This is a genomic window from Streptomyces sp. SID5785 (assembly GCF_009870065.1).
GTDB lineage: Bacteria > Actinomycetota > Actinomycetes > Streptomycetales > Streptomycetaceae > Streptomyces.
In genome coordinates, this window is the sequence record NZ_WWIA01000586.1 from 1 (window position 1) to 14627 (window position 14627).

The 14627-nt window shown below is 67.7% G+C and carries 13 protein-coding genes and 3 pseudogenes; 8 read left to right on the forward strand and 8 right to left on the reverse strand.

Annotated features, from left to right (window positions below):
• Nucleotides 1-135: 135 nt before the first annotated feature.
• The gene (locus tag GTW43_RS18905; protein WP_161300139.1) at nucleotides 136-522 is read right to left on the reverse strand and encodes a DUF4440 domain-containing protein; all 387 of its coding nucleotides are present in this window, start codon (nucleotides 520-522) and stop codon (nucleotides 136-138) included.
• 239 nt (nucleotides 523-761) lie between these two features.
• On the opposite strand from GTW43_RS18905, the pseudogene GTW43_RS18910 reads away from it, so the two are divergent.
• Nucleotides 762-1063 (forward strand): annotated as a pseudogene (locus tag GTW43_RS18910) (ATP-binding protein); the annotation flags it as partial.
• 108 nt (nucleotides 1064-1171) lie between these two features.
• Here GTW43_RS18910 and GTW43_RS18920 read toward each other — a convergent pair.
• A complete protein-coding gene (locus tag GTW43_RS18920) occupies nucleotides 1172-1507 on the reverse strand; it encodes a VOC family protein (RefSeq protein ID WP_161303205.1) in 336 nt (111 codons plus the stop codon).
• A 239-nt stretch (nucleotides 1508-1746) separates the two neighbouring features.
• Here GTW43_RS18920 and GTW43_RS18925 point away from each other — a divergent pair, with 239 nt between their 5' ends.
• The 3 genes from GTW43_RS18925 (at nucleotide 1747) to GTW43_RS18935 (ending at nucleotide 4165) form a co-directional block, all read left to right on the forward strand.
• A complete protein-coding gene (locus GTW43_RS18925) occupies nucleotides 1747-2295 on the forward strand; it encodes a DUF4262 domain-containing protein (RefSeq protein ID WP_237536687.1) in 549 nt (182 codons plus the stop codon).
• A 185-nt stretch (nucleotides 2296-2480) separates the two neighbouring features.
• Nucleotides 2481-2735 carry a hypothetical protein gene (locus GTW43_RS18930; RefSeq protein ID WP_202501643.1) on the forward strand — a complete coding sequence of 85 codons (255 nt, stop codon included), beginning with the start codon at nucleotides 2481-2483 and terminating at the stop codon, nucleotides 2733-2735.
• A 920-nt stretch (nucleotides 2736-3655) separates the two neighbouring features.
• Nucleotides 3656-4165: an NUDIX domain-containing protein gene (locus tag GTW43_RS18935; RefSeq protein ID WP_161303206.1), complete on the forward strand. Its 510-nt coding sequence runs from the start codon at nucleotides 3656-3658 to the stop codon at nucleotides 4163-4165.
• Nucleotides 4166-4401: 236 nt separating this feature from the next.
• Here the strand turns inward: GTW43_RS18935 and GTW43_RS18940 are convergent.
• A pseudogene (locus GTW43_RS18940) lies at nucleotides 4402-4548 on the reverse strand (carbonyl reductase); the annotation flags it as partial.
• Between the two features lie 326 nt (nucleotides 4549-4874).
• Nucleotides 4875-5120: pseudogene (locus GTW43_RS38145) on the reverse strand (ATP-binding protein); the annotation flags it as partial.
• A 231-nt stretch (nucleotides 5121-5351) separates the two neighbouring features.
• Between GTW43_RS38145 and GTW43_RS18950 the strand changes: the two are divergent.
• Nucleotides 5352-5876: a hypothetical protein gene (locus tag GTW43_RS18950; protein WP_161303207.1), complete on the forward strand. Its 525-nt coding sequence runs from the start codon at nucleotides 5352-5354 to the stop codon at nucleotides 5874-5876.
• A gap of 186 nt (nucleotides 5877-6062) precedes the next feature.
• Nucleotides 6063-7232, forward strand: a complete 1170-nt coding sequence (locus tag GTW43_RS18955) for a UDP-N-acetylglucosamine--N-acetylmuramyl-(pentapeptide) pyrophosphoryl-undecaprenol N-acetylglucosamine transferase (RefSeq protein ID WP_343246055.1) — start codon at nucleotides 6063-6065, stop codon at nucleotides 7230-7232.
• Nucleotides 7233-7743: 511 nt separating this feature from the next.
• Here GTW43_RS18955 and GTW43_RS38670 read toward each other — a convergent pair.
• Both GTW43_RS38670 and GTW43_RS18965 read right to left on the reverse strand, forming a co-directional pair.
• Nucleotides 7744-8079, reverse strand: coding sequence for a hypothetical protein (locus GTW43_RS38670; protein ID WP_343246056.1), 336 nt, complete (start codon nucleotides 8077-8079; stop codon nucleotides 7744-7746).
• A gap of 356 nt (nucleotides 8080-8435) precedes the next feature.
• The gene (locus GTW43_RS18965; RefSeq protein ID WP_161303208.1) at nucleotides 8436-9059 is read right to left on the reverse strand and encodes a DUF6461 domain-containing protein; all 624 of its coding nucleotides are present in this window, start codon (nucleotides 9057-9059) and stop codon (nucleotides 8436-8438) included.
• A gap of 607 nt (nucleotides 9060-9666) precedes the next feature.
• On the opposite strand from GTW43_RS18965, the gene GTW43_RS18970 reads away from it, so the two are divergent.
• Together GTW43_RS18970 and GTW43_RS18975 are read left to right on the forward strand one after the other, a co-directional pair.
• Entirely contained in the window at nucleotides 9667-10200 is a 534-nt protein-coding gene (locus tag GTW43_RS18970) for a hypothetical protein (protein ID WP_343246057.1), read from the forward strand.
• Between the two features lie 213 nt (nucleotides 10201-10413).
• Nucleotides 10414-10788, forward strand: a complete 375-nt coding sequence (locus GTW43_RS18975; protein ID WP_202501645.1) for a nuclear transport factor 2 family protein — start codon at nucleotides 10414-10416, stop codon at nucleotides 10786-10788.
• Between the two features lie 674 nt (nucleotides 10789-11462).
• Here GTW43_RS18975 and GTW43_RS18980 read toward each other — a convergent pair.
• Both GTW43_RS18980 and GTW43_RS18985 read right to left on the reverse strand, forming a co-directional pair.
• Nucleotides 11463-13640 (reverse strand): 2Fe-2S iron-sulfur cluster-binding protein, encoded by a 2178-nt coding sequence (locus GTW43_RS18980; RefSeq protein WP_161303214.1) that lies wholly within the window; start codon nucleotides 13638-13640, stop codon nucleotides 11463-11465.
• Between the two features lie 10 nt (nucleotides 13641-13650).
• Entirely contained in the window at nucleotides 13651-14415 is a 765-nt protein-coding gene (locus GTW43_RS18985) for a siderophore-interacting protein (RefSeq protein ID WP_161303210.1), read from the reverse strand.
• Nucleotides 14416-14627 lie beyond the last annotated feature (212 nt).

The following is a 14627-nucleotide window of genomic DNA, read 5'->3' on the forward strand; positions in this document are numbered from 1 at the left end:
GCTTGAGCATCTTGATCCGGTTGACATGGCCCTCGACGACACCGGACTTCCACGGCTGGGAGAGTCCGGCGACGACGGCGTCAAGGTCGCGTTCGAGGTGGTGAGCGAACCGGCAGCAGACGGCTTCAGCCGCGGTCACATGGTGTCGGGCGGGACGGGTGTGGCCTGGTGGTAGTACATCCGCCAGGTTGCGTCTGTACTGTGCCTGCGCCAGAGCGAACTGCGTCGCGCTCTGTTCCCACCCATCGTGGTCTCGAAGGTGAGATGCACCAGCCCGGGTGCCAGGACGACGCCGGTGAACCCTGAGGCCCCATAGCGCGGACCGTCGCCCGTCGCGCCGTCCAGGTCGGGCAGTACGGCGACCATCTCGTCGTACGTCCACCGTCGCCCTGAAGCGCCGACCTCGACAAACTCCGGATCCAGGAGCTCCCGGGCACGTGAGCGTGATGCCCGCACGCGGGGGTCCATGAGGCGCAGCTCGCCTGCGATCGCTTCGCGTACCTCGTCGGTCTCATGACTCATCCAGGCATCCTCGCCCGCTTTGACACCGAGACTACCGAAGAACGCGACACGCCTCGGCCCGGACGATGGGGTGGGTGGCCGGCTGCCGGTCCGAAGCCGTGAGCATGCCTCAGCTCGCCCCGAGAACACAGAGGTCACCGGCTCGACGTGCGACCTCCTGCCCGCAGAAGGCCCAGCCCAGCTGGTGTGACGTGTCAGGGTCCGACAGCCCTGCCAAATCATCGAGGGCATGCTGGGTGAAGCAGCTGAACAAGACGATCGCCCGCTACGGCCGCGTCGACCACCTCTGTACCGACGAGCTCGGGGCTAGATGGAGCTCAACCGGCACGGCGCTGACCTCCTGTTCCACGTCCTGACCGAACGGGAGGAAAAGAACAGCGTCGCCATCGCCTCCAACGAGTCGTTCGGCGGCTGGACGAAGACCTTTACCGACCCGAGGCTCTGCGCGGCGATCGTCGACCGGCTCACCTTCAACGGCGCCATCATCGAGACCGGCACCGACTCCCACCGCCTCGCCAGCACCCGAGCCCGAGCCGAGGAGCCAGGTCACGCTCGCGGCGCCCGGCAGCGAGCGCACGGACAGCAGCGACCTGCGCCACCTTCGAGGGCACGTTCACCTACACCGGCTGGACCCGGTCGTCGGCTGTCGTCACGAGCCGATGCAGAAGAGGTTGCCCTCAGGGTCGGTGAGTACAACCCACTCGCCCATGCTGTCGCTGCGCCGGCCGCCGAGGCGCGTCACGACACTGATCGTCGCCTCGCGATCCTCTGCGGTGCAGTCCATGTGGATCCAGCCGGGATCGCGGCTTGGCTGATCGGTCTTCTGGAACAGCAAGGGCACCCGCCCTCCGCCGGGCTCAAGACGAACGAAGTCGTTACCGGAGTCCTTCGGGGTGCCACCCAGCAGTCGCGACCAGAACGTCGCCAACGCCCATGGGTCTGCGGAGTTGATAGTCACGGTGTGGACCGACATGAGCGCGTTCATGGCGGCACGCTATCCCCCGCCGTCCGTGAACACGGCGCCCTCGCGATCGAGCTCGCACGTCACCGCTGACCGCCCCGAAACGGCCGGCCGCTCAGCCTGCTAGGAGGCGCCGATGCACTAAACTCCCCCGTCTCTGACGCAGCCTGCGGGGAGCCGTCGCGAAGGGTGATGGCGCTGTTCGATTGAGAGGGGCCAAACCCGGTGACTCAACCTGAATGCTCGGCTCGTACCCTCCACACATGACTGATGATCCGTTTCAGTGCCGCTGTGTCCTCTGCCATGACTACGGTGACCGGGACGAAGCGGACCGCATGGATCTGACAGTCATCGAGCACGTGCAGCAGCACGGATCGCACGTCGTGATGGTTCCCGAAGACGAGATCGGCCCTGGATTCGCCTACACGATCGGCCTCGCGCACACTCACGGCGGACCTGAACTGGCCATATTCGGGCTTGATGTCCACGTCATGCACCTCATGCTCAACACCCTCGGAGAGAAGTCCGCCGCAGCCGAGGCGCTGGCGGACGGCCAGAGTCATCCTGACGTGGTCGCCGGTCATAGAGTCGCGCTCAGGCAGGTCAATCGTGGCTGGTACCGGACCTTCTTCGGGCAGGCCATCGGGTTCTACCGGCGGCCGCCTCTTCCTGTGCTGCAAGTCGCGTGGCCTGATGCCGAGGGACGTTTCCACTGGGACGAGCAGAGTGACGAGAGGCATCGCGATTCACAGCCTCAACTGTGGCTGCCTCCGAGTGACCATCCTGTCGGGATCTGGACGGCCGAACTCTGACCTCAAGGGGCCAGGAAGCCGATGGGCTGGCACCCGGACGATGCACTCCTGAAGCAGGATCACCCTGCGCAGGAGTGAGAAACCGGCACGGCCACAGAGCTGTCTCTTGATCTGTTGAAAAGTTACGTGGAGCCTGCCGGGGGTGATCATGTCTCCCCGGTGCAACCACGGACTTGGGAGATGACTTGAGCGGCACGACCGTGCTCACGGAGAAGTGGCCGGTGCTCGGCCAGCACGGGCAGAATGCGGCCTGGCTGACGGTCTGGACGGACCTCTCGGACGTGCACCGCGCAGGATCGCCGCCTACGGCCGGGGGGCTGGCCGAGTACCTGCTGGTGTGCGACCGGGAGGATGTCAACCCGATCGTCGCGAACCGTGCGCATATCGCCTTCTGCGTCCGGGAGTTGAGCTCGCGGCCGCACCGCCGGGTACGAGCGTGATCTCGATCGACTCAGGGGTGCGGCTGGCGAACGCGACGATCCAGCAGCGGCTCGTGCCGGTCCGCCTGTTCTACGACTTCCTCATGGAAGAAGGGCTGCGGGGAATCCAACCCCGGCCGCCGGGGGCCCCACCCCCAGCCGCCGGTGTGACACTGCAGGCTGGTGTGGAGGGCGCCGGGCATCAGGGCGTGTGCGGTGAAGCTGTCGCCGACTCGCCCGGCGCCGGGTGGCCTCGACAGCGAAAGGGCGTTCGCGGTCTTGGGCCGGCCGCAGGCCGGCCACTCCCCGCGAGGGCGGAAGGCGAAGCCGGCGTCGTCCCGCACCACGGAAGACCGCCGGTGACCGGTCAAGCTCACCGCGACGCGACGCGACGGCCTGCGGCCGGCCAGCGCGTCGTGCAAAGGCGGCGGCGAGGATGAAGTGACCCGGGTGGTCGGTGGCGAACTCCCCCCAGCCCTGCTCGGCGTGCCGCTCGGCGCAGGCCACGACGCCCCCCCTTGTTCACCGGTCCGTGCAACGGGCCCTGCCAGGCGGCGGTGAAAACGGCGACGGATCCCCGCTCGGCGACGTCGACCTGGGCGACCCGTAGGTTCTGGCTGCCGGTCGACGTGGCGATGTCCTCGGCGACGCGCTCGCCCGCCGCCGTGCCACGCACAGCGAGAGTGACACTCACCGTGCGCGCGGCTGCCGGGGCACCGGGCGGTCCCGACGCCGAGACCACCCGATGCCCTGGAAACCACGGCTCGGCCGCCGGTCAGAATGCTGCCCCGCGCCACCCCAGCAGCCCGCTTGGCTTTGTTCACGAGATCGGACGGCAGATGTTCACCGGCTCGGGAGGCACTAGCTTCGGCGTTGTTCGATTGACCGCCGGGCAGGACCTGATGGCTGCTGTGTGAGCAGCGCCTGGCATCGTGTTGAGCATGGGTGAATTGGTTGAACGGGTGGATGAGCATGACCAAGTGCTGGAAGTGGTTGACCGGTCCGAAGCGATTCGTCAGGGGTGGTTGCACCGCATCACCACGATCGTGTGCCGTGACGAAGACGGACGGTTCCTAGTTCATCGCCGTCCGGCCGATGACTCCCGATTCCCGGGTCAGTACAACTGGATGCTGGGTGGCGCCGCTGACGTCGGTGAGTCGTACGAGGAGGCAGCGGCGAGGGAACTTGAAGAGGAGCTGGGCGTTCACGCCGCCCCCAAGTTCCTGTTCAAGTTTCTCTGCTCGGGGGCAATCAGCCCCTACTGGCTCGGCCTGCACGAGGCCGTCATCACGGTTCCGGTCCGCCCGAGTGACCAGGAAGTCGCCTGGCACGACTGGCTATCTGAGACTGACCTTGAGGCCTTAGCGCAGCGCCAGGAGTTCGTCCCCGACGCCCGAGAGGCGTTCGATCGCTACAGGAACCTGAACCGCACAGGTCCACCCCAAAGCTGAGTACAGAGCGGCATCTAGCACACCGCTCTGCCCCGCGATGTGTTGGGCCTCCTCCGCATCTGTTCGAATTCCAGGTGCCTCCCGAGTTGGTGAACATCTGCCGTCCGTTCTTGTGAACAGAACCAGCCCCCGGAGAAGCTGAAGCCGAAGACGGTGGTGATCGGGGGCGGTGGTCCTCACAGGCGAACTCCCCGGCCGAGCAGTTCGCACACAAGGCCGGGTCGGCCGTCGCTGTGTCAGGGCTTGACCAGCCGGTCCTGCTCCACCGGCGGCGTGCCACCGTGCCAGTCCAGCGCCTTGCCGAACCGGACCAGCTCGCCGTACAGGGCGGGATCGGCGCCGTCGGACAGGATCAGGTCGAGTACGGCGACGGCAGCCCGGGCCAAGCAGCTGGTACACGTCCCTGCTCGCCCGTTTCGAGACCATTGACTCCCGACGAACCACCGTGACCACCATGAACGGCAACACATCTGCGGGCCTTCAGATCCTGGCCCGCAAGCCGCCCCCGGTCACCAGCCCCCTGCCCACTGACACTGCGGCCGGACAACACATCCACAGGCACTGACAATTGCTCCACCCACAATGGCCCGCCTTCCAGTCTCCTGGGCGTCTTCGGCAAGTCCTGCCCGGACCGTGCAACTGGGTGCCTTCCTCGTGTCACCGGTGCGCACAGCCACGGCGATGCGTACGTTGCCTCCCGGGGACGACAGTCCGCGAGAGGGGCGCGCAGGCAGGGGTCGGTGAAGGTATTGATCCAGCCGCCGAAAGACTCGTCGGAGGCGACGGCGACGCTGTTCTTCTTCGCCTCCCGTTCGGCCAAGACCCGGAAGAGAAGTTCCGCACCGTGCCTGTCGAGGTCCATGCAGCCGAGCTCGTCAATACACAGGAGATCCACGCAGCCGTCGCGGGCGATCATCTTGGACAGCTCCTCCTCGTCCGGCGCCTCGACCAGCTCAGCTGCGCGGCCTTGCTGTCAGCTGCCGGGACCCAGGTACGGCGTCAAGCAGGTCGAAGCGATGACGCGCTCCAACTCTGCAGCGGTTCCTCATGGCTCTCCCACGCGGGAGCGCAGCAGGCAGTCGAGTCGGAAGCAGCTCTCGGCCCGGGGACGCTCCATAAGAAGCTCCCCGCAGGAGTCGAGGCGGCTGCCCCGTCTTCGGACCCTTTGGAGCACTACCATGCGGCGATGTCTGACTTCATCAAGCAACTTCCCGCCCTGCTCGGGGTGATGATCGGAGCCTTCGGCTCGTACGTGGTGGTCATGCGTGGCGATCGGGCGAGGTTCCGTCGGGAGCACGCGGCCCGACGGCAGGAGCAGCAGATGGCGGCCTACACCGACTACGCGCTGACGCTGAAGAAGACCGTCACTCTTCATCGTCGCGTTGCAGCACACCTCGGCCATGACAGTTATCCACACCCCCTGCCGGCCGCAGAAGCAGCTCCCCTCCTCCTCGACGCCGCGGACTCCCGGTCCATAGCCGGAGAAGGACTGCTGATGCTCGGCTCCCCGGACGTCGTGGACGCTGCGCACAGGTGGGCACTCACCATCGTGGAGGTCGGCGACCTTCTGCATGCCCCTGGCTGTACCACTGACACATGGTCGGTGCAGATCGACAAACAGCGCATGGCCCGCGAGAAGTACTACACGGCAATCCGGCACCACATGGGACTACCACCCGGCCACTCAGGCCGATGGCAACTACCGTCTTGAACAGAAGCCGTCCGGCCCCAGGAAGAGCACCCGGTCACCCGAGAACCCATCCGGCACCCCTTCGAAGCGAAGACGGGTCCGGTCCTGCCGCACCACGAGGTGTGGGAGGCTCAGACCCAGACAGTGTTGCGCGGACACTGATACATCTCGGTGCCGTGCAGTTCGAGAGCGACTGGAGCCGTTCCTGTGAGTAGCGATCGCCCCGCACTCCGTCTGGTCGTGACGGGCGGTGGGACCGGAGGGCACACCTACCCGGCGCTGACCGCGGTACGCACGCTCAAGGCCCGGCTGGCGGCGGTCGGCCGCGGGCTCGATGTGTTGTGGGTGGGCAAGGCAGACAGCCTGGAAGCGCGCGTCGCCGCCGGCGAGGGGATCGCATTCGCCTCTGTCGCGGTCGGGAAGATCCGCCGTTCGAAGAATCCGATCAAGTTGGCGTCGCCGGCGAACGTCGCGGACATGGGCCGTGTGCCGCTCGGTGTCCTCCAGGCGCGCAAGGCGATCAACGGCTTGCGCCCGGATGTCGTGCTGGCGACCGGCGGCTACGTGGCCGTTCCGGTGGGAATCGCGGCGACCCGTCTGTGTCACGTCCCGCTCGTCGTACATGAGCAGACGGTGCGGCTCGGCCTGGCCAACAAGACGCTCGCCGGCGCGGCCCGCGCGGTCGCTGTCTCCTCCGAGTCCACGCTGCCCCTGCTTCCCGGCACAGTCCGCGACAGGGCGGCGGTGACCGGCAACCCGGTCCGCCCCGAGGTACTGACCGGGCAGGCGGACAAGGCCATTCAGGCCCTCGGCCTGAACGGCTTCGACCGGAGCCTGCCGACCGTGTACGTCACCGGCGGCGCGCAGGGCTCGCGGCAGATCAACCATCTTGTCCGCGACCTGCTGCCCTGGCTGCTGGAGAGTGCGAACGTCATCCACCAGTGCGGACCCGGCCACGTCGAGGAACTGCGCCGGGCCGCACTCGGCCTCCCGCCCCACCTGGCCACCCGCCATCACCTGACCGCCTACGTCGGCCCCGAACTCCCCGACGTCCTCGCCCTGGCCGATGTCGTCCTCGCACGCAGCGGGGCGGGCACCATCGCCGAGCTGACCGCGCTGGGAAAGGCCTCGGTTCTCGTGCCGCTCGCGACGTCAGCGGGTAACGAGCAGGCACACAATGCCGCGCATCTCGAGGAGGTGGGAGCGGCAGTCGCACTGACCGGCGAGGTGACAGCCGGGCGGTTGCGCGAGGCCATCGCGCCCCTGCTCTCCGACCCGGGCCGCCGCACCGAGATGGCGGCCGCAGCGCGGACACGCGGGCGACCGGATGCCGCCGAGCGGCTGGTGGATCTGCTGCTGTCCGTTGCCGGTCAGTGAGCATTCGGATCTCCAGCCGAAGGCTCAGCGCCTACTGCCTGGTCGGACCGGGCACGATCACGTAGCTTCTCACCATGGATCACGGGGAGAACATGCGAGTTGAGGCGTCGCAGCAGGAGACAGAGCCGAGGGCTGCCGAGGCCGACTCCGCGACGAACCGCGATGCCGAGGAGCAAGCTGTGACGCGCGCAGCTGACGGCCGAGCCCAGGGCCAGGTCATGGCCTACTTCACCCTCGGATCCATGTAATCGGCGATGGCTGAGACATGGAGGCGTTCGTAGCCACGGACGCTGCGCCGGGTTTTCATGATCTAGCCGAGGCTTCGTCCGACTCTCCGGCCGCCGGCCTCGATGAACGGCGCGTACTGCCAGGACCTGCCGGGGCATCGCCAGAGGGCAAACGATTCGAGGGCCGTGCTCAGGGGGGCGACACTCGCTTCGAAGTCCTCTGTGGCGCGGCCGTGTCCGTAGTGGCCGCTGTCGACGGCGTGGTCCTCGGCCGTCGGCTCCGGTCAGCAGAGGAACGGGCTCGCGTTGCGCCTGCCGTCCGGCCTGGAGGTGGTCACGAGTCTCCCTCTGCCTTGGTGTTCGGTTCGATGATCGGCCGGATCCATGCACAGACCGTCTCCGGCACCGAGACGGAGTGCAGGGCCGACGGCCCCGGACGCGACGAGCAGGCCGATCTTGTGGCCTGACCGGTCGAGCGGCCGCACGAAGTCGCCCGGGCGGGCCAACGGCGCGACATCCGCGGCTCCGGGCGTATCGCTGGCTTCCGCGACGCCCTCCCAGACGACCAGCTCGCCTTCCACGACGAGTGGCGAGCCGATCAGCTCCAGCGCCGCATGCACGGCGCACGATGACGCGCTCCTCGTCGTCCGTGCCCAGGACCGTGTCAAAGTACGGCCGACACGTCGAGAATGCCCAGCGCACGGCAGAGCCGCTCGACGTGACAGCGATGTGGCCGACGTATGCCGACGGAACGTGGAGCAGCGCGCAGGCGCCTGACGACGCCTCGCCCTCGACGAGGCACCGCGGTTCCGGCTCGCAAGAGCGCCGCAGGGAGAGACAGACATGGCATGGCAGGAGCGGAGCAGGCCGGCAGATCGCAGATTGCGACGTGCACCAGGCATTCACCCTGCCGACACCTGGACTGGGTGTCGGCAGGGTGAATGCCTGGTGGTGCGATGCGGGCGAGGCCCGGGCGTCAAAGGATCTTGACGGTGCCGGGGGGAACCGGCCCCTCGCCTGCGTACGAGTCGCCTCGAGGTGCGGATGGTGCGTCGTCCTCGGCAAGGGTGAGTGTGGGCCACGCAGTGGCCAGCGTGGAGTCGTCGAGGGTGAGGCCGAGGTGATCCAGGACGAGGGCGACGACGGGTGTCATCGCGGTGCCCGCGTGCTCTGTCAGCGATTCCTGGACTCTGTCCCACCAGTGGCTGGAGTACGGCGGCGGAGAGTTTGCCGGTTCGGGTTCGAAGTTCTCCAGGCAATCGCCGTCGCGCCAGTACTGGAAGACCGTGAGGCCGTCGGTGGACAGGATGCTGTAGACCTCTGTGCCCCGGGACAGGGCGGCGAGCGGTTCGGGCCATGAACCGATGACACCGTCCTCCTCGACGCAGAAGGTCCAGGCACCGAGGCTTCCGGAGCGCAGGAGTGACACCATTCCTTCGGCGAACTGCCCGCTGGGCAAGCCGGATGCCGCGTTGGCGTCCAGGTCGCGGGACCGGTCCGGGTCCGCGCCGTAACGAGCGAACACTTCAGCGGGGTCCACGCCCCGCGTGAAGGTGACGCACACGTCGCCGCTCGCCCAGTCGAGGGCTTCGAAAGTCATGTCTCACATCGCTTCGCGTCCCGGCCCGTCTCGGACCTGCATCTGACGTGCGTTCCCCGCAGTTCTGCGCGGGGAAGGCACGGCTCATTGTGCCTGGTTCAGGCAGTGGTCTCGATACGGAACGGATCGTCCCTGACCGAACTCCGGTACTTGCGGAGGGAGCCGAGGACGCCGCCTCCCGGCTCTGAGCGACGGCATGCAAGATGCCGGTGCCGCAGCTGGGCATGGTCTCTTCGCCGATCGGAACGACGATCCCGTACGTCGCGTCGGATCACGAACATCTCCCCGCCTCCTCGGCACCGACATCTTGCATGCCGTCGACGGCTCTCTCCCACCAGCAGACCGCGGACCTCACATCGACACGGCAGCGGCGAACACCGAGCCCCGCCGCCGCCCTCGATGCCTCCCCGCCTACCGTGCACGAAGCCGTTCGGACTCAGTCACTAGTCGCCTCCACGCGCACGCCCGGTCAGCTCTTCTACCCATGCCGCGGGCAGCGGATGACGGGAGCCAGCCGCCTCCCCGGGCTCGGGACGGGACAATGAAGAAGCCGTGCGACTGCGTGATAGGGGGCCTTGTGAGTGTGTCGGGACAGATACTTCCACTGGTGGGTGTAGCGCTGGGTGCTGTCGGATCGTTCCTGGTGAGCAGTCTGAACGACCGGGCACGGTGGCGGCGCGAACAATCAGTGCGCTGGGACGGACGCCGCCTGGACGCCTATGGCGAGTACATCCACATAGTCAAAGAGCTCGCCGGTCGCTACCAGGGCATCGCCGCCAGCCGCGGACTGGTGACCGGTCCCCAGCCTTTGGAACTCACCCCCGAGACACTCGCCGAGCTCGGCGAGGCCGAGGGCCGCCGTTCGGCGCTGGGCGAGACCTGCGAACTGCTGGGCGACACCGACACGAACACTGCGTCCAAGACGCTGAACCACTGCCTGTGGCGGCTCGAGCACCTTGCACGGGGTGTGCCCACACAAGTCGAGCAGAGCTGGGACCAGGCGTACTTGGAATTCAGAAACGCGCAGCGGCGATACGTGGAATGCGCGCGGGCCAGCCTGGGGGTGACCGGTCTGGTCAGCCTGAACGTGGCCTGGCCCTCGCCCTGGCGACCCGTGAGCCGCTCGTCACGTGCCGAGTGAATGCCGTGCCTCGTACAAAGCCCGGGGCCAGACCCGGCTCCCGGCAGCAATATCGGTGCCACGAAGAAGTGACTGCAGTCACTGTACGGCCGTACCCCCGCGCTCGTCCTGGACGAGTCCCACCTCCTGGACCACAGCGAGCTCGACCAGGACGGCGCCGCCTGACGGCCCCTTTGCACCCCTCACGCCACACGGACCGAGTAGGGACAGCTGATGCCCGAACCCACTGCCCCGCCGACCGAGTTCATCCGCGCCTACGAGGAGGCCACCAACAGCCATTCTGTCGCCCAGCTTGTCCCGCTGATCGCTCCCGAAGCCGTCTACTGGTTCTCTGACGGATCACACCGCGGACGCGAAGCAGTACTCGCCGCCATCGCCGAGACCTTCGCCACCATCCGCGACGAGGTCTACCAGATCAACGACCTGGAGTGGGTGTCCCACAACAGCGACCACGCAGTGTGCCGCTACCGATTCACCTGGACCGGAACGGTCGACGGCCACCCGCGATCAGGCAGCGGCCGTGGCACCAACGTGCTCGTCAACCACGCCGGAACCTGGCAGATGCTCCACGAGCACCTCAGCGACTGACTGGCAGACGCCATCCGTTCATAGGCCGGGGCGACAGCCAGTCAGTAGCTGCGGAACTGCGCCCTGTTTCCGATGTTGGACGCTCCAGCGGCCTCGGCACGTGCCAGAGCCCCTGGACTGCTGGCGCGGCGAGCAACGCCGCGGCGGGCTACTCGTCGTAGCCGCGCAAGAACGGTTGTTGAGAAGCCATGGTGTTAGCGCCGAGCACGGCAGTCTATGCGGTTCCATGTTGTTGCACGAGCTGGCGGATACGGTTCACGCGCACACCAAGACCCCAGTTACGTTGGAGATGCGGTGTCATCCATCACGGAAGCGTAGGCCGTGCCGATCAGACGACTGATCTCGTTCTCCGCAGCATGGCCGTTCTCGGAGATCTGGCGGTCCCGGCCTGGGAACGTCTGCGGCTGTCCCTGGAATTGAGAGTTTCCCCGCCAGATAGCGCGTCGTGCAGCGGACGGGTTGGCGTATTCAGAGTTCGAGGGCAGCGAGAAGGGCCTGGTCGACCCGGGCCATGTCGTCCGCTTCTACGCCATCGCGTCGGGTCGCGCCGTCGTGCCGGGTCACGCCGAGTTCGTGGGTCACACCCTGTCGCCCTCGCCCGTCACGTCCTGGCGGGCGAGGGCGAGATCGGCGCGCTCGTGTGTGCTGTCGAGGGGCGCGGGAGCGCCTCAGTGCTAGCCGGGAGGTGTCGGATCGTCGATGTCGAGGGTCACCTCGGACAGCGGGCAGCTGACGCATGTCAGTACCTGCCCGTCCGCCTTCTGCTTGCGGGTGAGACAGGTGTGATCGGGTTGCGTGACCTCTCCCCTGCTCACACGCACCATGCATGCGCCGCAACTGCCGACCGTGCAGGAGTACGGCATGGGCAGCCCCGCGGCGAGACCGGCATCCAGCAGGGACTGGCCGGGTTCGACCACGGCCACTCCGACGAGGTTCCCGTCTTTGTCGACTCGCATCTTCTGGGGCGCCTGCGTGGTCGGGGTGGTGACGCCAGCACTGAAGCGCTCTTGGTGCATGTGCTCGTCCGGCACACCGAGTTGTCGCAGTACGTCCTGCACGGTGTCCATGAGCGCTTCGGGGCCGCAGACGAAATGATGTGCGCTGTCCGTCAGCGGCAGGCCGGTCACCCATCGGCGGATGCTGTCGGCGTCGAGTCGGCCGTCGCGGCCGGTGAGGACATGGGTGACCGTCAGCCGGTCCGGATGGTCCTTCTCCATGCGGGTCAACTCGTCGCCGAAGATGACCTCTTCGGGGCTTCGGCTGCTGTAGAGAAGACTGATCCTGCCGGCCGGTGCGGGGTCGGACAGGCGGGCGCGGATCATGCTCATCATGGGTGTGATGCCACTGCCGGCCGCGATGAGCACCAGCTGTTCAGTGCTCTGCGGCGGTGCGTGGAAGGTCCCGGAGGGGCCGCGTACCGCGAGTCGGTCCCCGACCCGCAGGTCACTGTGGGCGTGCGTGGAGAACTTCCCGCCCTTCACCTGCTTGACGGTGACCTCCAGCCGGTGGGCGCCCGGCGCCGAGGAGGCCGAATAGGCGCGTCGTACGGGGTGGCCCGCGAGGTCAGTGACCAGGGTGAAGAACTGCCCGGGACGGAAATGGAACGGCTCGGCCTCGGCGGCTGAGTCCTCGAGCACCAGGGTGCGGGCGGAGGGTGTCTCCTGCCGTATCCCGCAGACGCGCACGGCTCGCAGCGGGCTCTCCGCCACCTGATCGTGTTGCGTTGCACCGTGGTGCGCAGCAGCGGGGGCGCGGACGTCGTCGTAGCCCTCTTTGCGCAGCCCGGACACGTAGGCACGGTCCGCCACCTTCCGCAGCAACCGGCTCATGCCCGGTGTGGCGGTGATGAGTTTGATCAGCCACGCGGACGCGCGCCCGGACTGGGCTGCGCCTGCGGCCAGATGGGCGCTGCCCACGGCCATCATGTCGGGTGCCTTGTCCCGGCCGGGTCGTGTGTCGGGGTTCCACAGGCGGGCGCGGGCAACAGCGTCGTTGCTGCGGATCTCCGCGTCCTCCACGTCGATGAGGAGGGCGAGATGCGGCGGTTCGCCGCGCAAGGCCAAGGTCTTCAGCAGCGCCTTGTCATCGGTGATCGCGGCGCGCCCGTGGATGTGAAGGACACCGCTGCGGCCGGGAACGAGGGCGGCGAGGGCGATCCGGTCGTCGTGGAGCAGGTTGTGCAGGGTGTCCGCGCGTCTGTTGCCCTTGCGGTCGGCCAGCACCAGAGTGCGGCCGTTCAGGATGCGGGCCACCGTCTGCCGGTCTCCGCGGGGGCTGGTGTCGCTGCCGCCTTCCGTGTCCCAGGTGGACAGGGCCAGGAACGGTGAGGCGGCGAGGAAGTCGCTGATACCCGCACCAGCCAACGGACCTTGGTCGGAGACAGGCTCCGCGGCGTCGGGCGTCTCCGGCGGCTCCCACAGGCCTGCGCGGATGACGGCCTGCGCGCAGTGCACGTACGCCTCGGAGACGTCAACGGCGGTATCCCCGCCTTTGAGAGCGGACGCGGTGCCGTTGACGCGGAGCACCTCGCCCACGCCCGGCAGCAGAAAGAACAGCGAGACCGGGCCGGTGGCGGCGCTCGCCCCCGCGACGGGGAAGGAGAGCCGCTGCGAGGAGTGAACGCGCGCGAATCCGGGCGTGCCACCGACGAACGTGGTGCGGACGGTGCCGTCGGCGTCCTGGAAGCCGAAGGCGGCGACCGGGCTGTGGGCGAGGACGTTACGGCACCCTGCGTCCAGGACGTTGATCTGCTTCTTCATGACCATCGCGGCCGGGCGGCCGACGATCGCCTCGACCTCGTCCACGCGGGACAGCCGGTTGATCGCTTCGGGCTCGAAGGTGTACTGCTGCATGAGGGTTCTTTCAGCCGGGGGCCGACCGGCCCAGTCGCCAGTAGCCGTAGAAGGAGACGTCCCGCTTGGGGACGCCGCGGTCGTTGACCAGGTGCCGCCGGACACTCGTGGCGAGCCGGGACTCACCCGCCACCCATGCGTGAAGGGGGGCTTCGGGCAATTCGGCATCACCCACCGCCTCGAGGGCGCGGACACCGGGACGCAGGCTCTCGCTGTCACGTCTGAGCCAGTGGATGCGCACCTCGGGTGGCGTGGCGACGGGCCGGATGTCGTGCGCGCTCGCCACTTCCACGAAGACTTCGGTGGGCGGCGGGTTCGGGTCGCTGTCCAGGATCGACAAGATGGCCGGCAGCGCACTCTCATCGCCCACCAGCAGACGCCCCCGGGCGTGGTCGGGCGGGCGGTACATGGAACCGAGGTCGAAGATCCCGGCAGGATCGCCCGGCCGGACCCGACGCACCCACGAGGTCATGGGCGTGTCGCCGTGGAGGGCGAACTCGATGTCGAGTTCCTGCTCCACCGGCCGCAGGCGCCGGACGGTCAGGTTGCGCACCCGCGGACGGGTCGCTCTCGGCATCAGCAGGACCTGCGCCATCCACGCCTCGTTCGAGACGGTCGGCATCCGCAGCTCCTGCTGCCCCTCCCCCGTGAAGAACAGCCGCACAGCCTGGTCAGGGCCTCCCGGGACGAGGTGCCGAATGCCGGGGCCGCCCAGCGTGACGGTGGCGAAGCCGGGCGAGAGCGGCTGACAGCTCCGCACCTCCAACGTGATCATCCTGCGCTCCAGGGGGAGGCTCACGCGAGGGATCACCGCCCCACCCCCTGCCCTTGGTTCCTCTCGTTTCCGCAGCTCATGGCACTATTCTGAGTAAAAGCTCAGCTCTTGGCTACTCGCTTTCCACCGGCCAGAAGGAACAACGGATGACACCCGCCGACCGCCGACTCACCCCACGTCGCAAGCCCCGACAGGTACGTGCCGAACTCACC